The organism is Rhizobium sp. P1_E6, assembly GCF_056405875.1.
In genome coordinates this window covers 1-26187 of sequence record NZ_JBFUBG010000046.1, presented here as the reverse complement: position 1 = coordinate 26187, position 26187 = coordinate 1, and the positions used below count along the sequence as shown (strand labels likewise).

Below are 26187 nucleotides of genomic sequence, written 5' to 3'. Positions count from 1 at the left end.
CCAGCCGAAAACCCTGAAAAAACTCTGAGAGCCAATCGTCATTTCGTTGAAAGCGCCGGGCACGACATCGGCGCAAACGACTGGAGAGACGAGAGTGAGCATGCGAGTGAGGGTAGGGGTTCTAAGGCTCAACGGCGCGTGCCAAGCGGGTGGGTACGCGTGGCGAGCACGGTTGTTGGCGACAACCGCTTTTGCAATTTTGTCTGTAGTAACCAATGCTCACGCGCAGTCGGCGCCGGCCGACAAGGCGCAAGCGCAAGCGGCCACGACACTCCCCTTCGATATCCCGTCCCAGCCCCTGGCGAACGCGATCCGTGCATTCGGGCGTCAGTCCGGCATGCAGATCACGCTGTCGTCGACGCCGACAGGATCAGTGAATACCAGCGCCGTGGCCGGTCGATTGACACCTGCCGACGCGCTTGATCGAATGCTGTCGGGGACGGGAGTATCGGCTCATATTTCCGGAGATGGCGGCGCAGCGACGATTGGCAGCGCCGATATCGTGAATGCCATTCCGCAGGAGGATGGTGTTACCCAACTTGCTCCGATCGTCATCAAGGGCGGCCGACGTCCAAGTTCCGGTGCGGGTTATCGCGGCACGCCCGACTGGGTCTACGAGGAGCCGGCAAGCGTCAGCGTCATCTCTAGGGAGGCCATTCAAAGCTCTCCCGCCCGTAACGCACGCGACTTGCTCGACAACGCCGCCGGCGTCTATGCCAACCGCTCCGAGGGGCAGAACCCCGGCGTCACGGTCAATATTCGCGGCCTCCAGGATCAGAACCGCGTCGTCACCATGATCGATGGGGCGAGGCAGAATTTTCAGCGCAACGGCCATGGATCGACGCAGCGAACCTATGTCGAAACTGCCTTTATCCGTGAAATCGACGTGGAAAAGAGCGGCACATCGGGCGTTGGCGGAGCCGGCGCACTCGGCGGCTCGGTCAACTTTCGAACCATTGAGGCCGATGACCTCATAGAAGACGGCCGCCAGTGGGGCGGCGAGTCGAACGCGACCGTTGGCACCAACGAGTTCCAATTTGATGGCGCGAGCATGGCGGCGGTCAGACTGTCGGACAGCTTTTCGGTGCTCGGTGGCATCAGCCACAAGAAGATTGGCGCCTATGACATCGGCGAGAATGGCGACATCAAGCTTTATGACAGCTCCGTGCATGACGGAGCGGCGATCTTCACAGGGCAGGACTCCTACTCTTACCTGCTGAAGGCCGAGGCGGAGCTCACCGACGATCTCGACATGTCGATGACCTGGCTTCGCAACGATTCCGACTTCAGCCAGGGCTCCTACAACAATGATGGCGACCTTGATGAAGATACGCAGCAGGTCCTGAACGATACCGTCACCAGCAGCCTTCATTGGGATCCCGACAGCGAACTCATCGATCTCAATGCGCGCCTCTGGTACAATCACACGCGAAACCGCGAGAAGCGTTTCGGTTCCGCCATCAACGACGACGGTTTCCCGGTCAATTACGCTCTCGGCACGCTGGGCTTCAGTATCGACAACACCAGCCGCTTCGAGACCTCAGCCGGTTCGCTTTCGTTGAACTACGGTGTCGAGGCCTTCTTCGACCGCGGCAAGACGGAGACGCTTGAGGACTACTTCCTCAATGGCGTCGACATGACGGCCACCTATACCGGCACGACCCCGTCCGGCGATCGCGATGTCTACAGCGCCTTTACCAATGCCACGTTCGAACATGACGACTGGCTGATGGCGCAGGCCGGCCTGCGCTACGACTATTACAATCTTTCGGGCGACGCATCGCTCTACGGTCTCGAAGTCAAGACCATCGACAACCGAAGATGCCGGTTGTATTTCCCTGATGGCGTGACCTGCCGGATCTGGACGGGGACCATCGATCGCGTGACGGTCTATCCGGAAAACGTCATCGATGTGGACAATTCGGACGGCGCGCTGCTGCCCTCCGCCATGCTCGCCGTCAAACCTGTCGACTGGCTGCAGCCCTTCGCCAAATATTCGCGCAGCTTCCGTCCTCCGACGATCATGGAAACCTTCCTGACGGGCGGTCACCCCGGCGTCAATCTCGTGGAAAACGCTCCCAATCCCGATCTCGTGGCCGAAGAAGGCAACACTTTCGAGCTTGGCGTGAATGCCACGACCGACGGGCTCTTGTCTGCTGATGACAGCCTGCGCCTGAAGGCCGTCGGCTTTTATCGCGAGATCGAAAACTATATCGCGCTCGGGACAGTTCATCGCGCCGAGACCGGACGCGACTATGCCTCCTATGTCAACGTTGACGGCACGACGCGCATGAAGGGCATCGAGCTGGAGGCGAGCTATGATGCAGGTAAATGGTATGCCGGTCTTTCCTACACCTATCTGAAGACGGATTTCGGCACGACCTACAGCTATGACGGCACGAGCTACGAGATCGAGCCCTCGATCATTTTCGTGCCGCCGCGCAACAAGTTTACCATCGATGCGGGCATGCGGCTGTTCGATGACAAGCTGACGATCGGCGGTCGCGCCACCCATGTCGGCGGCACTTCACCCAATATCGGCGTGCTGGCGAGCAATTACGTCACCGAAGACTATTCGCTCTACGACATATACGGGTCCTACGCCTTCAACGACACCGTCAAGCTTCGCTTTGCCGTCAACAACGTCACCGATGTCGCTTACGTCCCGGCGCTCGGTACCATCAGCCTGCCCGGACCGGGACGCACGGCGACGGCATCTCTCAACTTCAAGTTCTAAGCATTTCCCGGCCGGCCGGCCGCGGATCCGAGGTTCGTCGATCGACGGACAACCAACCATCAATGGAGAAAGACAATGAGTGTAGGAATTCAGGTCCCCGCCGGTGCGCCCGATTGGGTCAACTATCTCGAAACCACGTGGCTCAACTCCTTCTCATATCGCAGCCATGGCTCGTTCAGCCCGGGCTCGGCGCCTTATGACCAGTGGGTCGCCGGCAACGCTGGTACAGCCCAGTCGGGCGCGGTTCTCAACGGTGATTTCAGCTACATCCCACCGGGCGGCTTCGTCGGCTCGCTCGACACGCTGGAATTCGGCTCGCATCTGACCGGCAGCACGGCAACGGGCTATGATCTCAGCACCGTGCTGACGCTGGACCTGTCGGACGCGACCACCTCCACGGCATTTACCTATGCGATCTACTACCTCTCCAACTTCGCCGACCTGACGCATCTCTACGACTATCTTGGTGAGCAGGGCACGACGCAGACTGGCAATAGCGGCGGCCTCGGCGAGACCCTCTACAGCTTTGCCGGCGACGATGTGCTGACGGGTGCCGGTGCGAGCGACTTCGACACTTTCTACTATCGAGCCGATCTGAATGCCGGCGGATGGGGCGATGATGCGATCAACGACTTCGTTGACGGCAACGACCTGATCGTCCTCGACGGCTATGGCTGGAACGACTACAGCGACTTCGTCTCGGCTGGCGGCAGCATTTCCGGTTCGACGATCTCCTACGCCGGTAGCAGCATCGACGTCGCTTTCGCAGGCGGCGGCACGCTTGACAGCTCCGATCTGATCTTCGTCGCGTGATCGGCCGATGAAGAACCAATTTTTGGTTCGGACGTCGCCGCAGCCTTTTGCTGCGGCGACGATCCTTCCGCTGAAGAGCAATGTCGTCGCCATTGCCCTCATCAACGGGGTCGTCAACCTGCTCGCCCTGACATCGCCCCTGTTCATGCTGCAGGTCTACGATCGCGTGCTCGCAAGCGGCAGCGTTCCGACGCTGATTGGTCTGGCAGTGCTTGCCGCCGGCCTCTACGCGTTCCAGTCGGTCCTCGATATCATTCGCGCCCGCGTCTTGCTGCGGATCGGAGAGCGGTTCGACGGGAAGCTCAGCGCCCGCGTTCATGAGGCCGTGATACGCCTTCCATTGGTCAGTCGAGCCCAAGGTGACGGCCTGCAGCCGTTGCGGGATCTCGACAATGTCCGCGGCTTCCTGTCCGGCACCGGACCGACGGCCTTCTTCGACCTTCCCTGGATGCCGCTTTATCTCGGCATATGCTTCCTATTCCATATCTGGATCGGCGTGACGGCGCTCATTGGCGCGATCATCCTTGTCTCACTGACGCTGATCACCAACATGCTGTCGCAAGGTCCTATCCGCGAGACCATTGCCCAGAACATGATCCGCAACGGCCTTCTGGAAGGTACCCGTCGCAACGCGGAAGTCGTCCGGGCGATGGGACTGGAAACGAGGCTCGCCAAACGATGGCTGAAGGTCAACGCCGCCTATCTTGCGGCCAACCGCCGTGCCGGCGACATCGGCGGTGGCTTGGGAGGCGTGTCGAAATCGCTGCGCATGATGCTGCAGTCCGCCATCCTTGCTGTCGGCGCCTATCTCGTGATCACGCAACAAGCCACGGGCGGCATCATGATCGCAAGCTCGATCATGATGGGCAGGGCGCTCGCGCCGGTCGAGCTTGCAATCGGCAACTGGAAGCCGTTCCTGATGGCACGCCAGAGCTGGGCAAGGCTTCAGGACCTGCTCGACAAGATTCCCGAGGCCAAACCTGTCACAGCTCTGCCGCGGCCCGAACGTGAGTTGCGCATCGAGGCCGTGACCGTCGTGCCTCCGGGCGAAAGAAAACCGACGCTGGCCGGGCTCGGTTTCTCATTGGCCGCAGGAAGCGCTCTCGGCGTGATCGGTCCGTCCGGATCGGGCAAGTCGACCTTGTCGCGTATCCTCGTCGGCGCCTGGCAGCCCTCGGCCGGCAAGGTCCGGATCGATGGCGCCAGCCTCGACCAATGGGACAGCGCCGCACTCGGTGAGCATATCGGCTATCTCCCACAGGGCGTCGAACTGTTCGACGGAACCGTTGCCGAAAATATTTCGAGGTTCGAGGAAGCTCCCGATGCGGAAGCGATCATCGCCGCGGCGCGCACGGCCGGTGCCCATGAGCTGATCTTGAAATTCGAACTCGGCTACGAGACGCAGATCGGCGAAGCCGGAGCCGCACTCTCGGCAGGTCAGCGCCAGCGTATCGGCCTTGCGCGCGCCCTTTATCGCGATCCGTTTCTGGTCGTCCTCGATGAGCCCAACGCCAATCTGGATGCCGAGGGCGAAGCCGCTGTCGTCAGAGCCATCGCTGCGGTTCGCGATCGCAAGGGCATCGTCGTCGTCGTTGCCCATAGACCGAGTGCGCTTGGGATCGTCGATCATGTGCTGATGATCGAGGGTGGCAGGCAAAAGGCTTTCGGTCCGCGTGACGAGGTTCTTTCCAGGGTTTTGAAAAGCGGATCGGGCCTGCCGGCAGGCCGGGGCTTTCCGGCAACCGGCGTGAGTACGCCACCGCTGCGAGTGATCGCAAACGCGGCGCAGACGACATCCGATCCAGCAAACGGCGCCATATCGGATAGTCAGGAGGATGCCGATGTCAGACATTGATGACCGGGAAGTCAGCCGTTCAATCCGCCGCCACCTGATGGTGGGCGTTATCGCTTCGCTGGCGATGGTCGGAGGTGCGGGGGCATGGGCTTCGGTGACGGATCTCTCTGGAGCGGTGGTGGCACCGGGGCATTTTGTCGTCGATTCCTACGTCAAGAAGGTCCAGCACCCGAAGGGCGGGGTCGTCGGAGAAATCCTTGTGGGAGAGGGTGATGAGGTCAGGGCTGGTGACATCCTCATGCGCCTCGACGCTACCCAGGCCCGCGCCAACCTGGCGATCGTCACGAAGCGGCTGAACGAATTGGCCGCGCGGTTGGCGCGGCTGGAGGCCGAACGTGACGATCTTGATGACATCGCTTTTCCAGACTGGCTGCTTGCTGACGAAAAGGATCCTGAGGTGGCTGCTGCCATCCATAGCGAATCTCGATTATTCGAGTCCCGGCGGGACGCGAGGGAAGGGCAGAAAGCCCAGCTCAATCAGCGCATCGCGCAGTTCGAGCATGAAATCGCCGGACTGAAGGCCCAGGAAGTTGCCTATGGCGAGGGAATAGAGGTTCTCAACGCCGAAATATCCGCCCTGAACAGGTTGCGCGAACAGGGCATCGTTTCCGACCAGCGGCTGAACGGCCTCAAGACCCAGGCTGCGACCTTTGGCGGAGAACGCGGTGAGAAGATTGCCTTCCAGGCCCAGTCGGCCGGCCGGATCACCGAAACGCGGCTGCAGATCCTGCAGATCGATCAAGATCTGAGAACCGAAGTCGGCCGTGAATTGCGGGAGGTCCAGGCGCAGATCGGCGAATATGTCGAGCGCAAAGTCGCAGCCGAGGATGAATTGAAGCGCATCGATATTGTCGCTCCGCAATCCGGCGTCGTGCACCAATTGGCGGTCCATACCGTCGGCGGCGTAATCTCTCCTGCCGATCCGATCATGCTGATCGTGCCGGAAGGCGATGATCTGGCCCTTGAAGTTCAGATTGCGCCGAAGGACGTGGACCAGATCCAGATCGGGCACGCAGCCTTGTTGAGAATGACCGCATTCAATCTTCGCACGACACCCGAGCTCACCGGCTTCGTCAGCCGAATTGCGGCTGATCTGGCCACCGACGAACGGTCCGGCCAGTCCTACTACCTGGTGCGTGTCGCCGTCCCGCGTGCCGAAAAAGAAAAGCTGAAGAGCCTCACGCTCGTCCCCGGCATGCCGGCCGAGGTCATGATCAAAACGGATGACCGCACCGCGCTTTCCTATTTCGTCAAACCGCTCTCCGACCAGATCCTGCGCGCCTTCCGGGAGGATTAAGATCGGAAGCAATCGTGAAATTCGCAGCCCGGCTTTTTGCCCGCTACCATGCCGTACGGGCGGTTCCCAGCGCGAACGTATGAGAGGAAGTGACGAGGGCAACGTGAGCCTTGAGCGAAACGGCACAATTTCCCGGACAGGAGAGATTGTGCTGGATCAGATGCTTCAACAGCTCATCGGCATTGCGCTTTTCAGTTAGCGGAAATGTCATTGTCATGTGCGTTCCTCGACAGAGCAATTTGACCGTTCGCAGCGATTAAAGGCGCGAATTCTTTTGCGCTGCAACAAGAAAAATTTAATCATAAAATTAAAATCGATTAGCTTTTGGAGCGAATATTTTAAAATCGTTTTAATTGCGCAAGCCTCCATTGGTGTGGTGGGCATCGGGCAACTGCGACAAAAACACACGTAGTCGGATAAGACCTTGTTAACCATCCAGGCGCCAGATGGGGAGAGGTTTAAAGCTCTACCAGAGCCGTGAGAATGTGTTCCGCTTCTTAGGCTTTAAATCCGCACATATCCCCTTGATAGCCGATGCCGATGGGTGGGTTATGCGCTGGTGCGTTCTGTTCTCGGTGTGTGGCAATGTCGATCATTCATAGTATCAGCGTAAGAAGCGGTCGACTGGTGAAGCTCACCTTCGAAGCTGCCCCTTTCACGCGGGCCGCTCGCAAGACCACCGGAACGGCACGGCAAGCCAGAAGCCGCATCGTCACCCTCGCAGGCGTCCTAGGCATCGTCTACGTCGGAATGTTCGGCAAGCTGATCTATTATGGCCTTGCCGTCGACACGACGACATCGAGCATTCCGCCGAATCCGATCATGGCCTCCCGGCCCGATATTCTCGACCGAAACGGCGAGCTGCTGGCGACCGATATCCGCACGGTTTCGATGTTTGCCGAGCCAAGCCATATGGTCGATGTCGATGAAGCGGTCGAGAAACTCACGCAGCTTTTCCCGGAACTCGACCGGAAAACGCTCTATCAGAAGCTGTCGGACAAGCGTTCGCAGTTCACATGGCTGCGTCGCCAGCTGACGCCGAAACAGCAAAGCGACGTTCTGGCCCTCGGCCTTCCCGCCATTGGCTTCCGCCCCGAGGTGAAGCGCTTCTATCCTGGCGGGCGTACCGCTGCTCACATCCTCGGCTATGTCGATATAGACAACAAGGGCATAGCCGGCATGGAGAAGTATCTCGACATGCAGGGCCTTTCGGATCTGGAATCCACCGGGCTCGCAGTGCGCGAGAATCTGGAGCCGGTGAAGCTGTCGATCGACATTCGGGCGCAGAATGTCGTTCATGACGTCGTCACCGATGCTATCACCACCTACAAGGGCAAGGCTGCCGGCGCCGTCATCCTCGACATCCATACGGGCGAGGTGCTCGCCATGGCTTCCGCCCCCGATTTCGACCCGAATGACCCTCAGGCGACCGGTAGCGAAGGCTGGCTGAACCGCATGTCAAACGGCACCTTCGAAATGGGCTCGACCTTCAAGACCTTCTCGATGGCATTGGCACTCGACAGCGGCACGGTCAAACTCTCGGACAGTTTCGACGCTACCGGCCCGCTGCACTACGGCGGCTTCATCATCCATGACGACCATGACGTGCCGCGCCGCTGGCTGACCATTCCGGAAATCTTTCGCTATTCTTCCAATATCGGCACGGCAAGAATGATGGACCTCGTCGGCATGGATCGTCAGAAGGACTATCTGACCCGTTTTGGCCTCCTGACCAAAATGCAGACCGAACTGCCGGAGGTAAAAACGCCGACACAGCCCAAAGTGTGGAAGAAGATCAACTCGATCACCATCTCCTTCGGCCATGGTGTCGCAACCACGCCGTTGCAGACAGCCGTTGCCGGTGCCGCTCTCGTCGATGGCGGCGAGCTCATAGAGCCGACTTTCCTGCCGCGCTCGGCCGAGGAGGCAGCGAAAACCGAGCAGCAGATCGTCAAGAAAAGCACAAGCGACACGATCCGCGCGCTCTTCAAGCTCAATGGCGAACAAGGCTCCGGACGTACCGCCGACGTGCCTGGTTTCCATGTCGGCGGCAAGACGGGCACGGCGAACAAGGTCGTGAACGGCCATTATTCGCACACGCTGAGCTTCAACGCCTATCTCGCGGCCTTCCCGATCGATGCGCCGAAATACGTCGTGTTGTCCTTTATCGACGAACCGCTGACAGGCCAGCACGGGCTCACCTTCGCGACGAATACGGCAGCCCCCATGGTCCATGACATCATCAGCCGCGCCGCACCTATTCTGGGCGTCGAACCGGATTTCGGGCAGAACCTGCTAGCCTCATATTGAGGGGTAGCGGCCGCGATTTGGAATCGCCTCTGTCGGTCGTTTGCTACAAAGGTGGTTGAACGTCCTCAGCCGCAGAGTGTGCTTTCGAGACGGCGTCGGGCCGGCAATGGAGGTTACCCAACTTTCATCACGTTGCGTCATCTGGGCTACATACTTGCGGCCTAGTCATTGGGCGAAGGTGTGCGCCTCATGTCCAGCCGAACGAACGTCACTGCAAAACGCCTCATGGATGCCTGCGAGCTGCTGCTTTGCGAGGCGCATGCCCTGGAAGAGCTGACGGCGCGCCGGATTGCGATCCAGGCGCAGGCGACGCCTTCGGCGATCGCCTATCATTTCGGATCCCAGGAAGAATTGATCACCGCTGTTGCCGAGCGTGTGTATCGTCGGCTGAACGCCGAGCGCCTGAGCCTGCTGCAGAAAGCTGTCGATCGGCGGGCACCCAATCCTCCCGATATCGAAGAGGTGATTGCAGCCCTCGTCGGTCCGTCGATCCGCTGGGCGACCGATCCAACGTCGAGCTATCCTGTGCTGTCGCACTTCACCTCTATGGCACACAGCCATCGTGACGGCGCGCCTCACTACCGTCGCATTATCGAGGACGTCGAGCATCACCGGGCCTTCATTCCGCAATTGAAGCGGATTGCGCCCTGGCTCGACGAGGTGGATATCGGCTGGCGTCTGAATTGCGCGCTCGGCATCCGTTCGCAGGTCACCCGCAGCCGGCAGCGCACCGAGCTTCTAACCAATCATCAGATGGATCTCGACAATCCGGATCTCGTCATCGCGCGCATGGTGGAGGTGATTGCACCAATGTTCCGTCGGCTTTCCTGACTTCCTCAGACTAAGTCCGAACGTGTTTCGAACAGCATTCGAAATCCGTCACGCCTGCGAAACACGCTCCCTCTATCGGTTCCCATGAGAGAACTGTCAGGGAGCCTTCCAATGCGCCGAGATACCACTTTCATCCATCTGACCGACCTGCACATCGGCACTACCGATGACGATCATCTGTACAGCGATACGACCGACACGCTCAACCAAGTGCTCGATCTGGTCGCCACAGTCACGCCCAGGCCGCAATTCGTGATCGTCAGCGGCGACCTCACAAACCGTGGTGACGCTGAAAGCTTCCGCCGGCTGAAGGAGATCATGGATGCACGCATCGACGTGCCGGTGATCTATGCGCTCGGCAATCACGATACGCGCCCCGGATTCTACGAGGGCATGGCGGTTGCAACGGATGATCCGGATGCACCCTACGATCACGACGCCGTCGTCGATGGCATCCACATCGTCACTATCGACTCCTCGACGCCGGGACTGATCGGCGGCACCATCGATCCGGACCAGTTCGACTGGCTGGCATCGACACTGGATACGCATCCCGATCTGCCGAAGCTGATCGTCGTTCATCATCCGCCGGCTTTGGGTGAAGATCCTGATGCAACCCATTGGCGGACTATTCATTTTCCGCAGTCGGAACGCTTCAGAACTCTGCTTAAGGGTCGCAATGTTATCGGCATCCTCAGCGGCCACATCCATCATGACCGCGTATCCGTCTGGCACGGCATTCCCGTCGTCGTCGGAACCGGCCAGCATGCCGCGACCGACATTCTGCGCACCGACATTTTGCGCATGGTTCGCGGCGCCTCATTCGGCATCGGCACCATCCGTCCGTCCGGTCTCACCATGGCCTTCGTGCCGCTGCCGTCCGACCGCGCCGAGCTCAACACCTATCCGCTCGAAATGCTGTTGGCACGGGCCGTGCCCGTCGCCGCCGAATAAACGTCAGGAGACATGCATGTTGCGCAGGACCACGTTGAAGTTCACGGCAGCGCTCGCCGCCGTCTCGCTCTTACCATCAGGCGCATTTGCCGAGATGCCCGCATCTGTCGACAAGCCGGTGACGATCAGCTTCTACAATTACAATCTCGCCTCGGCGAGCGCCGGGGCCGACGCAACCAAGGAACTGCTCGCCGGTTTCGAAAAGAAATTCCCCAACATCAAGGTCGAGACCGTCGCCGTCCCATCCAACGAGATCATGTCGCGCGTGCAGGCCGATATCGTTGCAGGCAAGCAGCCGGACGTGGCGCAATTGGTATTCCGTGACCTGATCTATATCTCCAGCGACCTCGGCGCCAATGCCCTCGAAGACATGGTCGATGCGAACGAATTGAAGGATCAGCTCACCGGCATGATCCCGCAGGGACTTGAGCTCGGAAAGGTCGACGGCAAGACCTATGGCCTTGCCTATACCTTCTCGACGCCGATACTGTTTTACAATGCCGACCTCTTCAAGCAGGCGGGCCTCGATCCCGACAAGCCGCCGAGGACCTGGGACGATATCAACATTGCCGGCAAGGCCATCAAGGAGAAGACCGGCAAGAACGGCTTCTTCCCCGGCGCCTATGGTCCGACCGACGGCACCTTCGTCTATCAGTCGATCGTCATGTCGAATGGCGGCAGGGTGCGCGACGGCAACACGCTGACCTTTGCCGACAAAGACGCGGCGGACGCCGTGAAGATGCTGCGCAACATGGTCGACAGCGGCGCCCATGCCAAGATCGATCCGGCGAGTGCATCCGATACGTTTGCCGCGGGCAATATGGGCATGTTCCTCTATACGAGCGCGTTGCTTTCCAGCGTCAAGAAGTCGGCTCAGGGCAAGTTCGAGCTGCGGCTTGCACCGATGCCCTCCTTTGGCGACAAGCCGACGGCACCGACCAATTCCGGCAGCGCCCTCTTCGTCTTCAGCAAGGACCCCGACAAGCAGCGCGCCTCCTATGAGCTCCTCAAATATCTGACGAGCAAGGAAGCCTACACGATCATCACCAGCAAGATCGGCTACCTGCCGCTGCGCCTCGATATCGTCGACGACCCGAACTATCTTGGCCCTTGGCTCAAGGAAAACCCGATGTTTCGGGCCAACATCAAACAGCTCGACCGTCTGACGGCCAATGTTGCCTTTCCCGGACCGAATTATCGCCAGGTCGAGAAGATGATGATGGACGGCGTTCGCGAAGCCGTCTTCGGAAGCGGCGACCCGGTCGAAGCGCTGAAGGGTGCGCAGGAGCAGGGTCAGGACCTGATGCCGTAAGTCAGCCGCAGTCTTCACGAGGAAGGTGAGGGGCGGCGGCGAGGGCCGCCCTTCACCGACAGTCGATCGGAGCTTTCGTCAATGACAGATATCCAGGCAGAGGTGGCCGGCGCCGCCTTAACGAAAACGGCTTCGGTGCAATCGGAAATCACCCGCGAACGCTTTACCATTTCACCCTGGCTGTATCTTACGCCCGCGCTCATCCTGCTGATGGTCTGGACCTACATCCCGCTTGCCGAGACGTTCCGCCTGTCTTTCTATCAGTGGAACATGCTGCCGACGTCGCCGCAACGCTTTGTCGGGCTGACCAACTACCAGCGGCTGCTGGCGCTGCCGGAAATGCGCAACGCTCTCTGGAACACGCTCTATTACACGATCGGCCTGTTTCCGATGTCGGTGATCATTCCCCTTTTCGTGGCAATCTGGACGCAGGATCTCGGCGGCCGCGCCCGGACGATCTACCGGTCGCTGATCTTCGTGCCGATGATCATCGCTCCTGTCGTCGCGGCCATCCTGTGGCGCTGGCTGCTGAATGAGGATCAAGGGCTTATTACGCTTTCCCTCGAAGGCCTGGGGCTCGGCCGCATCGGCTTTCTCACCGATCCCCTCTATGCCCTGCCGACGCTGACATGGATCACCGGCTGGAAGCTGATCGGCTTTTCGACACTGCTCTTTTCGGCCGCCAATGCGGGTATCAACCCGTCCTATATCGAAGCCGCGCGCATCGACGGTGCCAGCCGCTGGCGTATCATCTGCGATATCAGGCTGCCGTTGCTCTCGCCGACGATCCTGCTGCTGTCGATGATGACGGTACTTTTCGGCGCACAATGGAGCTTTGCCTATATCAACGTGCTGACCAATGGCGGCCCGCTAAAGTCGACGACCAACATCTTTTACCTGCTCTGGGAATACGGTTTCCAGACGCTTTCGGCCGGCTGGAGCTCGGCCGCCGGCATGATCGCTTTCGCCGGCTTCGCGGTGCTTGCCGCTCTCTGCATGTGGCTGACGAAGAGGTTTGCCTTCTATGACAACTGATGCCCTCGACGACCACCGGCCGGGCCGATCAGCACCGTCCCGCGGATTCGGGCGCAAGTTCGGCGTGCACGCCGTCATGATCGTGCTCTCGTTCGTTTCGATCTTTCCGATCTACTGGATGATCGTCACATCGTTGCGACCGGAGAACGAAATCTTTTCGACGGCGTTCTGGCCGTCCGATCCGACGTTCGACAATTACCTCTTTGTTTTGACGCGCGTGCCGATGCTGCAGATGCTCTTCAACACGACGATCGTAGCTGCCGCGACCGCCTTGCTGCAGGTAACCACCGGCATGTTCGCCGCCTATGCATTGGTACGTTGGCGCATGCGGCTGTCAGCCGTCGTTCACGGTCTGATTGCCTTGTCCTGGCTCGTGCCTTTCCAGGTCACGATGATCCCGAACTATGTGCTCGCCTCCAGGCTCGGGCTGCTCGACACCTTGGCGGGTCTGGTCGTGCCGAATGCCGCCCACGCATTCGCGATCCTGCTGCTCTATCATGCCATGCGGGCCTTCCCGACCGAAGTGCTGGAGGCTGCGCGCATGGATGGGGCGCGAAGCCTGCGCATCCTCTGGCAGATCGTCATACCCAACATGGGCGCGCCCATCGCGTCTTTGTCGATCATCGCCTTTATTTCCGCCTGGAACGAATATTTCTGGCCGCTGCTGCTGTCGCGCAAGCCCGAGAATTCGGTCGTGCAGATCGGCTTGCAGATGTTCATGACCCAGGAGGGCAACCYCTGGGGACCGCTGATGGCGGCGGCAGCGCTCGCCAGCCTGCCGATCCTTCTGATCTATCTCGTTCTCCAGCGTCACGTCATCGAATCCTTCATGAAATCTGGAATCCGCTGATCATGCAAAATTATGAGAGACTTATCGCGCTTACCGGCGCTCGCAACGTGCGCGACCTTGGCGGCTATCCGGCGGGCAACGGTGGACTGACGCGTTGGCGCTCGGTTCTGCGCGGCGACGCACTGCATGCGCTGAGCGCGGCCGATATCGAGGCGCTGATCGCTTATGGGGTGACGACAGTGATCGACTTGCGCAATCCGCAGGAACTCGCTCAGGAGGCCAATCCTTTCACGGAGGATGCGCGGGTTCGTTACGACAACGTCCCGCTATTTTCGGCTTTGGCGCCGGTTGAAATGATGGCAGCGCAATTGTCCGATTTCCATATGGGCGACCGATACTGCCAGGCACTCGACAATTGTCAGCCAGCGATCGCCAAAGTGCTGACGACGATCGCACACGCACCTGATGGGATCGTCCTCTTCCATTGTTCGGCTGGCAAGGATCGCACCGGCATCATTGCGGCTCTGATGCTCGCACAGGCCGGCGTCGATGACGCTGTTATCATCGAAGATTACGCGCTGACCGGATCGATATTCGCTCCCTTGCTTGCCGACTTCCATGCACGGGCGATCGCACGCGGTATTCCTTCGAGCCTTGCGGAAGTGATCCTCGCGTCGGCACCGCACAGCATGGCCCGCACACTCGGGCACCTCGCCACACGTTACGGCGGCGTTGGCGCCTATCTCGCGCAGATGGGCTTGGGCCAATCGGAAATCACCAGTCTCGAGCGGCGGCTTGTCTGAGGCTTCTCTGTCTAATTAAAAGCAACTTGGCGTGATGCCAGCAACGTTTGTTGGGCTTCGGCCGCCATCCGTCACCAAAGCGGGCGACCCCATGAAGCTTGCCACGAATATGTTGGCCGGGCGATCGTCGATATCCTCAGGCGTGCCGAATTGCTGGGGATGCCATCCGTCATCACAGCTGCACCTCCGCCCCGCAAGGGTAGCCGCCCGATTATCGGACGGCTATTCCTCACAGCAGATCAAGGCAGCGTGTGTCCTGCAGCCCTGAACAGCCGATACCATTCCTCGCGGGTCAGCGAGACAGAAGAGCCGGCTGCTGCTTCGGCGACACGCTCCGGCTTCGTGGTGCCGAGGACAACCTGGATCTTTGCCGGGTGACGGGTGATCCAGGCGACGGCAATGCCTGTCGGCGTTACGCCATAGGCCTTCGCGAGTTCGTCGATGGCGTCGTTCAAATCGGCGAAATTTTCGCGGTCGCCAAGGAATACGCCGTCGAAGAAACCCTTCTGGAACGGCGACCAGGCCTGCAGCATCATGCCGTTGATCCGGGAATAGTCGAGGAGACCGTTATCGCGATCGACCGACTGATCGAGTCCCGCCATATTGGCGGCAACGCCTGATGCAATCAGCGGCGCATGGGTGATGCTGAGCTGTACCTGGTTGACGATGAGCGGTTGCTTGACCGCAGTCTTGAGCAATTCGACCTGACCCGGCGTGTGGTTGGAAACGCCGAAATGCCGGACCTTGCCGGAAGATTTGAGCGTGTCGAAGGCTGCGGCCACGTCCTCGGGTTCGACAAGCGTGTCAGGGCGATGCAGCAGAAGCACGTCGAGATAGTCGGTCTTCAGCGCCGCAAGCGACTGATCCACCGAGGCCAGAATATGTTCGGCGGAGAAATCGAAAAATCCCTTGCGGATGCCGACTTTGCTCTGGATGAGAAGCTTCTCGCGCTCGGCAGGCGTCAGGGAGATCGCTTCGCCGAAACGGGCCTCGCAGCGATGCGGTGCGCCGCCATAAATGTCCGCGTGATCGATAAAGGTCACGCCGGCATCGCGTGCGCCGCCGATCAATTTCTGGATTTCGCCATTGCTCATATTGGCGATCCGCATCATGCCGAGGATGATGCTTGACACTTCGAGATCAGTCTGCGGAAGCTTGTAGAATTTCATGACGAGTACCTCAGGCGGGGTTGCGAAATAACTAAATGGTTATCAGCTTTTACGGGAACGGGGGTCGCGTGGCTAGCCGAAGCTGCTGCTCTCAACGACCGACATCGTTGAGTATCCAACGTAGCGAGCTTCGGATCTGATAGCTCCCTTTGGACGCAACTCGCGCGATAGGTTAGAGATCGCGGTATTGCTGTAACGGTGTCGGCTGTCGAATTGGAGGAAATCTGCGTGGCGGATCAAGCGAAACTGGCGGCATCCCGCAGGGCTGCACAGCGGGTGACCCTGCGCACCGTGGCGAAATCGCTCGGCCTTTCCGTCACGACCATCAGTCGCGCATTGAAGGATGGCCCCGAGGTCAATCGCGAGACGATTGACCTCGTCAAGAAAGCCGCATCCGAGCTCGGCTACCGTCCGAATCTCGGCGGCATCAATCTGAGAACGGGCAAGACCCATGCCGTCGGCGTCATCATGCCATTTTATCGGGACGGCGAGATGAATATCGTCGTCGCTTCGCTGATCGAAGGTTTTTGCGGCGCGATGAAACAACATGGCTACCGCACGACGGTCGTCCCGCAGTTTCAGGCTGACGACCCGCTCGCAACGGTGAGGGATCTCGTCGAGGAAGGAACGGTCGACGGCGTCATCCTCACGCATACGAGGCCACAGGACGACCGGGTGAAATACCTGCTGGAAGTCGGAATGCCCTTCGTCACCTTCGGCCGCACCGAACTGCTCAGCAAACATCCGAGCGTCGATATCGATCACGAGGAGATCGGCGCAGCTGCGGCGGCGCGTTTGCTCGATGCCGGGCACAAGGCGCCGCTTCTCGTTGCCCCATCGAGCCAATTCACCTACAGCCTGCAATTCATCAAAGGCTGGACAGCGGAGTTCAACCGCAGGAACTTGACCGTTCCCGACGAGCGGATGTTCTTCACCGCAACCACGCCTGATAGCGGCAAGAAGATCGCCGTGGATGCGCTTGCTAGATATCCCCAGGTCACCAGTGCGTTCGTCGCAAGCGACGAGGCAGCCCTCGGTTTTGTCTCCGGCCTTGCCGATCTCGGCCGAAAGGTTGGAGAGGATTTTTCAATCCTGACCTATTCCGGTAGCCGCCTTCATGACTTCTATACTCCCCCTCTCAGCACCTATTATTTTCCAAATTTCATCATCGGACAGCGCCTTGGCGATCTTCTCTACAGATCGATGCGGGGGGAGGCGGCGTCGGGCCTGAACGAGGTCGTTCGCGCCAGCTTTCTTGAGCGCCGTAGCGAATTCAGCCTTCGCTAAAAAATCCCCCAAGAAATCCTGTGCAGTTCAAGTCGTTCGTAACGTTACGAATTCACATTTCCTTGCCCCATGCGGCTAAAATTCCTTAGCTGATAACATTGACAACATAGGGTTTGCGATGCATTCGTAACGTTACAAATCGACTTTTGGAGCGGGTTGGAGCGCCCAAAGGGCGAAAAAGTGGGAGGACGGCGTGGGTGCTCAAGCACTTTTTTTCGGCTCGCCAATTTGGACGTTCAACTGGAATCCGCCTTATGCAGCGCCTTTGCGGCGGCTGGCGGCCACCGGTTGCAAAGGGTTCGAGCTGACTGCATGGTCGGTCGACATGCTCGGCTATTACACCGACGAGACGATCCGCGAACTCAAGTCGATCGCCGACGGTGAAGGGCTGACGCTGACCAACTTCTTCTACAATCTGCCATTTTCACGTGATGACGGCGCGCCTGTCTCCCGTGTGGACCTCGATGCCTATAAGCGCGGCGTCGAGCTGGCAGCAAAGATCGGCACACCGATCATGACAAGCATGACGCCTTACCCTTTCCAATCGGATATCAGGCCGATCCTGCAGCGACCGACGGCCCAGGAATGGTCGGCTGCCGTGAGGCCCGAATGGGATTGGGCACAGGAATATGAGGTCGTCGTCGAAGGCTTTGCGGCCGCCTGCGCCATTGCCGCGGATGCCGGGCTGCGTGTCGCCATCGAGCCACATCCTTATCGCTGGGTCAGTTCGGGGCAGGGCATGCTGCGATTGATCGAGCGTACCGGCGCTCCCAATCTCGGCCTCAATTTCGACCCCAGCCATCTCTTCCCCGCAGGCGACATGCCGCATTACGTGGTGCTGCAACTCGGCGACCGGATCTACAACACGCACTTCTCCGACAATGAAGGGCACACCAATGCCCACTGGCGCCCCGGTCGCGGCAAGATCGACTGGAAGGCGATTTTTGCAGCCTTGCGCACCATAAGCTATTCCGGCCCAATCACGCTGGAGCTTGAGGATGCGCCCGGCGCGTCGCACTGGACGCATTTTCGTGAAGCGACGCCGGAATTCGATTCCGAAATGAGACGCGGCATTCGCTATCTGCGCGACTGTGCCGCCGAACTCGACATCATCATCGCCTGAGGAGCCAGAATGAGCGGGAGCAGCCCCATGAAAGTCGGCATTGTCGGTGCCGGAAACATCAGCGCCACCTATGTCGCGACGCTGCATATGTTCGACTTCATTCGTGTGAAGTCGATCTACGACCTCTATGAGGAACCGGCGCGCAAGCTCGCCGAGCAGTTCGGCGTTCAATCGGTGTCGCTTGACGCAATGCTCGCCGATCCCGAGATCGGCCTCATCATCAACTTGACCACGCCGACCGCCCATTATTCCATCAGCAAGAGGGCGCTGCTTGCCGGCAAACATGTCTATTCGGAAAAGCCGCTCGGGGTTTCCATGGAGGAAGCCGAGGAACTGATGGCGCTTGCCCGCGCTGGTGATCTGCGGCTCGGCTGCGCGCCCGATACGTTCCTTGGCGGCGGTCATCAGTTGACGCGCCGCCTTTACGACGAGGGCCGCATCGGTACGGCGATTTCCGCAACCGCCATGCTGCTTCTGCCAGGTCATGAGCATTGGCATCCCAATCCGGCCTTCTTCTACGGTCGCGGCGGCGGGCCGATGCTCGATGTCGGCCCCTATTACGTCACCAATCTGATTGCCCTTCTCGGGCCGGTTCGCGAGGTCTTCGGCGCTGCCAAGGTCACCCGCATAGAGCGGACTGTGAAGACGCAGCCACGTTTCGGCGAGACGATCAAGGTGCTGACGCCGACGCATCTGACCGGCGTCATGGAATTCCATAGCGGCGCGACCGTAACGATCGCCACGAGCTTTGACGTCATCAGGCATAAGCACAACCAGATCGAGATCTATGGTTCCAAGGGCTCGATGGTGACGCCGGACCCGAACAACTTCACCGGCAAGGTCGAGATCTTCACCGAGGGCGACGAAGCCTGGGAAGAGGTGGCCGTCGACCATCCCTATGTCGAAGGTGTTCCAGGCCATCTGGGTCTTAGGGGACTGGGTGCTGCCGAAATGGTGGATTCGCTGCGCTCCGGCAGGCCGCATCGCGTCTCCTCGGAACTCGCCTTCCATGCCCTTGAAGTCATGACCGCTTTTGAACGGTCAGCCCAATCGAAACGGGCGGTTACCATCCGCAGCAGCTGCGGCCGTCCAGACCCGATTCCCCGGCATTTGAAGGAAGGCAAATTCACGTAAGTCTTCCTCTCGGACGGTCAGGCGAGCGATGCGCGAATGCACCATTCGTCTCCGGGAAGAAACCAAGCTTTCGGAGATTGCGGCTAGCCGTCGAGGTGATCTTTGAACGCGGCCTGCTTTGAGCGTGGAGGTTCGTCAGACCTCTATCTCTGCTTCGGTTTGGCCGCCGTCTTCGCGGGCGCGCGCCTTGGCACCGGCTTCTCGTCGATCAGATCGACTGACGGCATTGCGGGGGTCGCCGATCGGATGTCGTTGGTGATCGATTGTGCAGCGGCGATCACCGCTTGCCGGATATCAGTCACGCGTTTTTCGTCCACGCCCGTGACGAAGGGAATACTGACGGCTGCAATGACCGTGTCCTGGTGATCCCTCACCGGGGCTGCGATCGCATGAACACCTGACATCTGCTCTCCCATGTCCCGTGCCCAATTCTGCTTGCGGATCAGAGCAAGCTCCTCAAGCATCTTCGTGGGRTCGGTGATCGTCTGGTTGGTAAAGCGTTCGAGCTTGGTCAGGCGCCGCTCGATGTCCTCCTGCAACGAAAAGGCAAGCAGGATTTTACCGGCAGCACCGGCATGAAACGGCAGCCGCTGGCCAGCCGTCGCCGACAGCGCATATTGGCCATGCCCCTGCGCCGAAGCAACGACCAAAATATTGTCGCCTGATGGCACCGTCAGCTTGCTGCCTTCACCCAGAAGCTCGGAGATCTTGTTCAGATGCGGCTGCGCGATCGCCAGCAGATCGTAACTGGCAACGGTCGGGGCGACATGGGCCGCAAGCGTCAGAAGGCGCCTGCCGAGCGTGTAGCTTCCGGCCGGCGAACGATGCACGAAATCGTAGGCGCTGAGCGTGTTCAGCATACGGTAGACGGTGGTGCGTGACAGCCGCACAGCTTTGACCACATCGCGGATCGTCGCTCCCTCCGGCGTGCGTTCCAGGAGGGCAAAGACCTCCACCATCTGCTCGATGACGGGGATACGATACTTCTGCGCTGCGTCTTCACTAATGTCCGTCATTGAAAATCCTGCGAACCCCATCAGGCAATGCTTCGCCTTCCATAAGCAATGCATGGAGTTCACGCAATCGCGGCTCCTTCCGATTGACTCCGGCATGAGAATGCCGATAAATTCTTAAATGAACTTATATCAGTTCAAATAGGAAACGTCACGTCGTAATATTCCCGACGCGGCCTTCCTGAAATGTGCCGGATCGGAGGTTCGGCGCGCGGCTGCTTCAGCACGCGCAGGTGAAACGGAAATACGGAGGAGGATGCAATGAAGAGCGTGAAATCGATCGGACATGTGGCCGTCAGTGTGAAGAACATCGACAGCTCGCTCGACTTCTATGTCAACAAGCTGGGCTTCGACGAAATGTTCCGGCTGGAGCGCGACGGCCGCCTGTGGATCGTCTACCTCAAAATCACCGATACGCAGTTCATCGAACTGTTCCCCGAGGGTGTCGGCGATAGTGCGCCGCCTTTTGCCAATGTCGGTTATAATCATCTCTGCCTCGAAGTCGAAAACATCGACGAGGCGATCGCCGATATCACCGGCCGCGGCGTGGTCCTGACGGCTGAAAAGAAGCTCGGCGTCGACAACAATTATCAGGCATGGATCGCAGATCCGGAAGGCAACCGCATCGAGCTGATGCAGCTCGGCGCAGACGCCATGCAGACGGCTGCCATTCGCCGTATCAACGGACGAGGCTGAGCCATGGATCTTTTCAAGCATCTCGGCCATATCGCATTGCGCGTCAACGACCTCGACAAGTCCTTGGCCTTTTACCAGAAGCTCGGCTTTCGCGAGATGACGCGATTGCTCAACGATCAGGGAGAGGCGTGGATCGTCTATCTGCGCATCAACGACGACCAGTATCTGGAGCTTTTCCCGAAGGGCGTAAAGCGGCCGGAAGCCGGCCCAGACGTCATTGGCATCTTCCATATCTGCCTCACTGTCGAAGATATCGACAAGACGTTCGAGGAGCTTGCGAAAGTCGGTATCCAGCCGAGCAAGCCGCGGCCGACCAAAATCGGCATCGACGGCAATCGCGGGGCATGGATCGAGGACCCCGATGGCACGCAGATCGAAGTTATGGAGATGGCGCCCGATTGCATTCAGCTACAGGCCATCAAGAGACTGCATACAGAATCAGTCTGATTAGACTGTTTTAGCGACAAGTTGATAACTAAAACAACCCGGCAGCGATCTGCCGGGTTGTTTTAGCGCTATTTCAGAAGATCTGGTCGTAGGCGTCCTGCATCGCCTGCACAAACTCGTCATCAGTCCGCTTCGGATCGCTCCAATATTTGTCGGCTTCCTGCCAGATGGTGCGATACCAGTCGGCGTCGGCCGTATTGAAGGGGTTGGAAACCTGTTTCGTCGGGTCCTTCAGGGTTTCCAGGACGAGCTTGTTGCAGGCATCGAGGTTTGTCGTATCGGCATCGGTACGAACAGGGCTTGCACCCTTCTTCAAGACGAACTCGGCATTGAGCTTCGGATCGACATCGAGCTTGGCGAAGTCTTCCTGGGCTTTTGCCGTGTCAGCGTTGTTGGTGTTGAGGAAACCCCAGGAATCGACAGTGACGACGACAGCCTTGGTGCCGGGAATATTGATGYAGTCGAAATCCGTGCCCAGCTTCTTCTGCGCGGCGACGAACTCGCCTTTCATCCAGTCGCCATGAATCYGAAGCAGTGCCTTGCCGGTGATCACGAGATTGGTCGTGTCGTTCCACTGGCGGTTCGGGGAGCCCGGATCCGTGTGGTCGGCGATCTGGCGGAAGCGTTTGAGCGCCGCCCGCATCTCAGGCGTATCGATCACTGTGCGGTCTGGTTTTTCACCATAGAAACGATCGTAGATCGCGGGACCCTCCTCGGAAGCGATCAAGGCCTGCAGCAGATAGGCCTTCTGGAACTGGTCGCCGCCCTGTGCAATCGGGATGTAACCGGCCGCCTTGACCTTGTCGAAATCCGCGAAGAGGTCGTCAAGCGATTTCCAAGACTTCGGATCGACACCGGCGGCTTCCGCCACATGCTTGTTGTAATAGACCATGCCGTCGATATGCACTGTCGCAGGCGCCTTCACGATCTCGCCGTCGACGGTGATGTTTTTCAGAACCGAGGGCGGGAAATTCTTCGTGGCGCCGATGCTGTCGAACAGCTTGGTGAGCGGCACGCCGAGGCCCTGCTTGTTCAGATCCCGATAGATGCCGGGATCGGAATTCATGAAGATCGCAGGCGGATTGCCGCCGGTGATCATGTTCATGAGGCTGACATTGGCGCCGGAGTCATGGGCGATGGACAGGTCTTTCCATTGGTGGCCGTCCTTTGCCCAAGCGTCCCTGAGAACGCCTAGAGCCGCGATTTCCGAGGGCTTTGACCAGGTGTGATAGACGACGACTTCATCTGCCCAGGCGTTTGCGGCAAGTGTCGTCGCGGCAAGCAGGAGCGATAGCCCCTTCAGCGATTTCCATTTTGTCATGCAACATTCCTCCCTTTTGAATCTGGTCACAGCCGCCGGCCGGTCGGCGCATCGAAGACGTTCAACTTGGTCAGCGGCAGATAAACGGGCAGAGCCGGTTTGCCTCGATAGCGGTTTGCATCACGACCATCGATGCGCACGGCGATGCTCTTTCCCGACATGGTCAGGAAGGCGAAGGCGTCAGGACCAGATTTTTCGAAATATTCGACCGGGCAGTCGAAGCGGACGGTGTTGCCTGCATCCGCGCGCTCCTCGATCAGCAATTCCTCGGCACGGAAGCCGATCTTGACTGGCTTGCCGTCGTCGGCGCCAACCTTCCATTTATATTCGCCGAGATTGATGCGGATGCTGTCCTTCTCATCCACGGCGACGAGATCGCTGCCTTCCTGTCTAACGACGCAGTCGAGCAGGTTCATGGCCGGTGAGCCGACGAAGTCGGCGACGAAGAGATTGGCCGGTTCGTTGTAGATTTCGTCCGGCGTGCCGAATTGCTGGATGACGCCCTTGTTCATTACGGCGATTTTGGTGGCCATCGTCATGGCCTCTACCTGGTCGTGGGTGACATAGACAACGGTGTTCCTGAGCTGGTTGTGGAGCTTTTTTATCTCCATGCGCATCTCGTTGCGTAGCTTGGCATCGAGGTTCGAAAGTGGCTCGTCGAACAGGCAGACCCCGTATTGCTTGACCAGCGCCCGGCCGATCGCCACGCGCTGGCGCTGGCCGCCAGAGAGTTGCGATGGCTTGCGATCGAGCAGGTGTTCGATCTGCAGCAGCTTGGCTGCCCAGGCGATCCGTTTGTCTGCTTCCACCCGCGAGATGCCGCGCGACGTCAGCCCGAAATTCATGTTTCCGCGCACAGTTTTGGTGGGATAGAGCGCGTAGGACTGGAAGACCATGGCAAGGCCCCGATCCTTGGGATCGAGATAGCTGACATCCCGCTCGTCGATCAGTATTTCCCCGTCGTCGATCTCCAGTAGGCCGGCCAGAAGATTGAGCAGCGTAGTCTTGCCGCAGCCGGACGGCCCGAGCAGGACCAGAAATTCTCCGTCGCCGATGCTGAGGTTCAGGTTCTCGATAACCGTCAGTGCACCGAACTTCTTGACGATATTGTTGAATGCGATGGAAGGCATGCCTCTATCCCTTGATGGCGCCGGCAGTGATGCCCTGCACGAAGAACCTGCCGAGAACGAAGTAGATGACGAGCGGCGGCAGGGCGGTCAGCAGCGCCGAGGCCATGTCGACCGCGTAATTCTTGGCGCCCGTCGTCGTCACCGTGATGTTATTGAGCACAACCGTCATCGGCTGCGTATCCTGGGCGCCGAAGGTGAGTCCGACCAGGAAGTCGTTCCAGATTCCCGTGATCATCAGGATCAGCACGACGATCATGATATTGCCGGACATCGGCAGGACGATCTCGAAGAAGATCCGCCAGAAAGAACCGGAATCGATCATCGCCGCGGCGATGATCTGCGGCGGCATTCCCTTGAAATAATTTCGGAAGATCAATGTGAGGAAGGGCAGCGACAGGACGCTGTGAATGACGGCGATGCCGAATGTCGTACCGTAGATATGCAGCGCGCCGGCGATCTTGATCAACGGATACATGATGATCTGGAACGGCACGAAGGCGCAGATGAAAAGCACGAACAGGAAGCCGTTCGCCCATTTGATGTTCCAGAGGGCCAGCCCGTAGCCGGTGACGATCGACAGCGAGATCGTCAGGACCAGACTGGGAGCAAGAATATAGAGCGAATTGATGAAGCCGATGCGCACGCCGTTGCAGTTCATACCCGAACAAGCCTGCATCCAGGCGTAGGACCACGCATCGGTCGTCCCGGGCGAGGGCAGGGAGAATATCTGCCCTTCGCGGATCTGATCCATCGTCTTGAAGGACGTCACGACGATGACGTAGAGCGGGACCGCGAAGAAGGCGGCCGCCATCAGCAGGAAGACGAAGATCACCACCCGGTTCGGCCGGATCAGCGGACGCCGGCGCACTTTCGTCTCGCGGCGCGATTGTGATGTCGCTGAGATCGCCGTCATGCCTCCCTCCTTTGCCGGATGGCGGTGAGAATGACGAGCGGCAGGAAGAGCACAAGGGTCGTGAGCAGCATGACGGTGGCACCTGCCGAGGCGAAGCCGAGATTCTGCTTCTGCCAATAGGCGTCGATGACGAAATAGGCAGGCATGACCGATGCGCCGCCGGGTCCACCATTGGTCATGGCAACGATGATGTCATAGGCCTTCACCACGCCGATGCAGAGCAGGATGATGCAGGTCAGGAACGTGAGCTTCATCATGGGGATGATGACCTCGATATAGAGCCGCCAAAAGGGCACGCCATCGAGGCGGGCGGCCTGCCAGATCTCGGTATTGATCGATTTCAGGCCGGCGAGCATCAGCGCCATGAAGAAGCCGGTCGATTGCCAGACAGCCGCCAGGATGACGCCGAACATCACCGTGTCCTGGCTCGCGAGCCAGTTGAAGGAGGCGCTCTCCCAGCCCATCGAATGAAGCACGTTCTCGACGCCGAGGCCCGGATTGAAGAGCCAGCGCCAGACGAGGCCAGTAACGATCAGCGAGACGGCAAGCGGATAGAGAAAAACAGTGCGGAAGATGCCTTCGCCATGCACTTCCTTGTCGATCAGCGCAGCGAGAATGAAACCCATCACGATCGACAACAGGCTGCCAACGGCAAAGATGACGAGGTTCTGCAGCGCCAGGGTCCAGGACGGATCGTGAAAAAGCCGCCAATATTGCTTCCAGCCGACCAATTCATAGTCGGGGAAGCGTCTGGACGCCGTGAACGAGAGATAGACGGTCCAGCCTATCGCCCCAATGAAAAAGACAAGCGTCAACAGCGCCGCAGGCGCAACGGCCAGATGCGGGATGACGCGGCTCCATCGGATTCCCATGAGCCTCCTCCTCAGATCACCAGCGCTCCGCTCCTCCAGCTCGCTGTCAATCTGTTCTTATATGAACAGGATATAGTTCATAACGCATCAACTATAGGGACCAAAAAATGGCGATGTCAATGAGAATTGGCTGAGCCCGGAGGTATTGCTCACGCTGAAGTTGGATAGGAGGGCGGCCGCAGCCGATCAATCGAAGAAGGCCTGGTCGTCTTCCGGGAGATACTGTCTCGCCCGCTCAGGCACGAGATCGACGCCCGCTGCCGATCGGGCTTGCGGAGTTCTCAACCGAGTTCAACACCGATTGGGAGCGGTCATGGCCGCCTCCATGGTGATGACGGTCCCGAT

The 26187-nt window shown here is 59.2% G+C and carries 23 protein-coding genes; 16 read left to right on the top strand and 7 right to left on the bottom strand.

The window, feature by feature from the left end; genetic code table 11:
* The first annotated feature begins 199 nt into the window (after positions 1-199).
* The 4 genes from AC1D35_RS20850 to AC1D35_RS20835 all read left to right on the top strand — a co-directional run bounded on the left by AC1D35_RS20850 (position 200) and on the right by AC1D35_RS20835 (position 6702).
* Positions 200-2737, top strand: a complete 2538-nt coding sequence (locus tag AC1D35_RS20850; protein ID WP_477939898.1) for a TonB-dependent receptor — start codon at positions 200-202, stop codon at positions 2735-2737.
* 75 nt (positions 2738-2812) lie between these two features.
* Positions 2813-3550, top strand: coding sequence for a hypothetical protein (locus tag AC1D35_RS20845; RefSeq protein WP_113296498.1), 738 nt, complete (start codon positions 2813-2815; stop codon positions 3548-3550).
* 7 nt (positions 3551-3557) lie between these two features.
* Entirely contained in the window at positions 3558-5405 is a 1848-nt protein-coding gene (locus AC1D35_RS20840) for a type I secretion system permease/ATPase (RefSeq protein ID WP_477939897.1), read from the top strand.
* Complete coding sequence (locus AC1D35_RS20835; RefSeq protein WP_477853450.1) at positions 5392-6702, top strand: HlyD family type I secretion periplasmic adaptor subunit; 1311 nt, start codon at positions 5392-5394, stop codon at positions 6700-6702. Before AC1D35_RS20840 ends, AC1D35_RS20835 begins: the two co-directional genes overlap by 14 nt.
* A gap of 43 nt (positions 6703-6745) precedes the next feature.
* Here AC1D35_RS20835 and AC1D35_RS20830 read toward each other — a convergent pair whose 3' ends face one another.
* A complete protein-coding gene (locus tag AC1D35_RS20830) occupies positions 6746-6919 on the bottom strand; it encodes a hypothetical protein (protein ID WP_477853448.1) in 174 nt (57 codons plus the stop codon).
* A 368-nt stretch (positions 6920-7287) separates the two neighbouring features.
* On the opposite strand from AC1D35_RS20830, the gene AC1D35_RS20825 reads away from it, so the two are divergent.
* The 7 genes from AC1D35_RS20825 (at position 7288) to AC1D35_RS20795 (ending at position 14737) form a co-directional block, all read left to right on the top strand.
* Positions 7288-9012 carry a peptidoglycan D,D-transpeptidase FtsI family protein gene (locus AC1D35_RS20825; RefSeq protein ID WP_477853446.1) on the top strand — a complete coding sequence of 575 codons (1725 nt, stop codon included), beginning with the start codon at positions 7288-7290 and terminating at the stop codon, positions 9010-9012.
* Between the two features lie 189 nt (positions 9013-9201).
* Complete coding sequence (locus AC1D35_RS20820; RefSeq protein WP_477853444.1) at positions 9202-9843, top strand: TetR/AcrR family transcriptional regulator; 642 nt, start codon at positions 9202-9204, stop codon at positions 9841-9843.
* 111 nt (positions 9844-9954) lie between these two features.
* Positions 9955-10797 carry a metallophosphoesterase family protein gene (locus AC1D35_RS20815; RefSeq protein WP_477939893.1) on the top strand — a complete coding sequence of 281 codons (843 nt, stop codon included), beginning with the start codon at positions 9955-9957 and terminating at the stop codon, positions 10795-10797.
* Positions 10798-10813: 16 nt separating this feature from the next.
* On the top strand, positions 10814-12109 hold the full coding sequence (locus tag AC1D35_RS20810) for an ABC transporter substrate-binding protein (protein WP_477853440.1): 1296 nt from the start codon (positions 10814-10816) through the stop codon (positions 12107-12109).
* Positions 12110-12190: 81 nt separating this feature from the next.
* On the top strand, positions 12191-13144 hold the full coding sequence (locus AC1D35_RS20805; RefSeq protein ID WP_113296491.1) for a carbohydrate ABC transporter permease: 954 nt from the start codon (positions 12191-12193) through the stop codon (positions 13142-13144).
* Complete coding sequence (locus tag AC1D35_RS20800) at positions 13134-13994, top strand: carbohydrate ABC transporter permease (protein WP_477939891.1); 861 nt, start codon at positions 13134-13136, stop codon at positions 13992-13994. The genes AC1D35_RS20805 and AC1D35_RS20800 overlap by 11 nt, the downstream gene beginning before the upstream one ends.
* A 2-nt stretch (positions 13995-13996) precedes the next feature.
* On the top strand, positions 13997-14737 hold the full coding sequence (locus AC1D35_RS20795) for a tyrosine-protein phosphatase (RefSeq protein WP_477939889.1): 741 nt from the start codon (positions 13997-13999) through the stop codon (positions 14735-14737).
* Between the two features lie 239 nt (positions 14738-14976).
* On the opposite strand, the gene AC1D35_RS20790 is transcribed toward AC1D35_RS20795, so the two are convergent.
* A complete protein-coding gene (locus tag AC1D35_RS20790; protein ID WP_113307595.1) occupies positions 14977-15906 on the bottom strand; it encodes an aldo/keto reductase in 930 nt (309 codons plus the stop codon).
* Between the two features lie 228 nt (positions 15907-16134).
* Here AC1D35_RS20790 and AC1D35_RS20785 point away from each other — a divergent pair, with 228 nt between their 5' ends.
* The 3 genes from AC1D35_RS20785 (at position 16135) to AC1D35_RS20775 (ending at position 19450) form a co-directional block, all read left to right on the top strand.
* Positions 16135-17193, top strand: coding sequence for a substrate-binding domain-containing protein (locus AC1D35_RS20785; protein ID WP_477939887.1), 1059 nt, complete (start codon positions 16135-16137; stop codon positions 17191-17193).
* A 193-nt stretch (positions 17194-17386) separates the two neighbouring features.
* Positions 17387-18316, top strand: a complete 930-nt coding sequence (locus AC1D35_RS20780) for a sugar phosphate isomerase/epimerase family protein (RefSeq protein ID WP_477853433.1) — start codon at positions 17387-17389, stop codon at positions 18314-18316.
* A gap of 27 nt (positions 18317-18343) precedes the next feature.
* On the top strand, positions 18344-19450 hold the full coding sequence (locus AC1D35_RS20775; RefSeq protein WP_477939885.1) for a Gfo/Idh/MocA family protein: 1107 nt from the start codon (positions 18344-18346) through the stop codon (positions 19448-19450).
* A 143-nt stretch (positions 19451-19593) separates the two neighbouring features.
* On the opposite strand, the gene AC1D35_RS20770 is transcribed toward AC1D35_RS20775, so the two are convergent.
* Positions 19594-20466 (bottom strand): IclR family transcriptional regulator, encoded by an 873-nt coding sequence (locus tag AC1D35_RS20770; protein ID WP_477939883.1) that lies wholly within the window; start codon positions 20464-20466, stop codon positions 19594-19596.
* 258 nt (positions 20467-20724) lie between these two features.
* Between AC1D35_RS20770 and AC1D35_RS20765 the strand changes: the two genes are divergently transcribed.
* Positions 20725-21159, top strand: a complete 435-nt coding sequence (locus tag AC1D35_RS20765; RefSeq protein WP_477853426.1) for a VOC family protein — start codon at positions 20725-20727, stop codon at positions 21157-21159.
* Between the two features lie 3 nt (positions 21160-21162).
* Complete coding sequence (locus tag AC1D35_RS20760; protein ID WP_477853425.1) at positions 21163-21606, top strand: VOC family protein; 444 nt, start codon at positions 21163-21165, stop codon at positions 21604-21606.
* A 73-nt stretch (positions 21607-21679) separates the two neighbouring features.
* Here the strand turns inward: AC1D35_RS20760 and AC1D35_RS20755 are convergent, their stop codons facing one another.
* From AC1D35_RS20755 to AC1D35_RS20740, 4 genes are read right to left on the bottom strand one after another with little or no spacing between them, the layout of a single operon-like run.
* A complete protein-coding gene (locus AC1D35_RS20755) occupies positions 21680-22927 on the bottom strand; it encodes an ABC transporter substrate-binding protein (protein ID WP_477939880.1) in 1248 nt (415 codons plus the stop codon).
* Positions 22928-22953: 26 nt separating this feature from the next.
* Positions 22954-24057, bottom strand: coding sequence for an ABC transporter ATP-binding protein (locus tag AC1D35_RS20750; RefSeq protein WP_477853422.1), 1104 nt, complete (start codon positions 24055-24057; stop codon positions 22954-22956).
* A gap of 4 nt (positions 24058-24061) precedes the next feature.
* The gene (locus AC1D35_RS20745; protein ID WP_477853420.1) at positions 24062-24970 is read right to left on the bottom strand and encodes a carbohydrate ABC transporter permease; all 909 of its coding nucleotides are present in this window, start codon (positions 24968-24970) and stop codon (positions 24062-24064) included.
* Positions 24967-25842 carry a carbohydrate ABC transporter permease gene (locus AC1D35_RS20740; protein ID WP_113296480.1) on the bottom strand — a complete coding sequence of 292 codons (876 nt, stop codon included), beginning with the start codon at positions 25840-25842 and terminating at the stop codon, positions 24967-24969. The genes AC1D35_RS20745 and AC1D35_RS20740 overlap by 4 nt, the downstream gene beginning before the upstream one ends.
* Between the last annotated feature and the right edge of the window lie 345 nt (positions 25843-26187).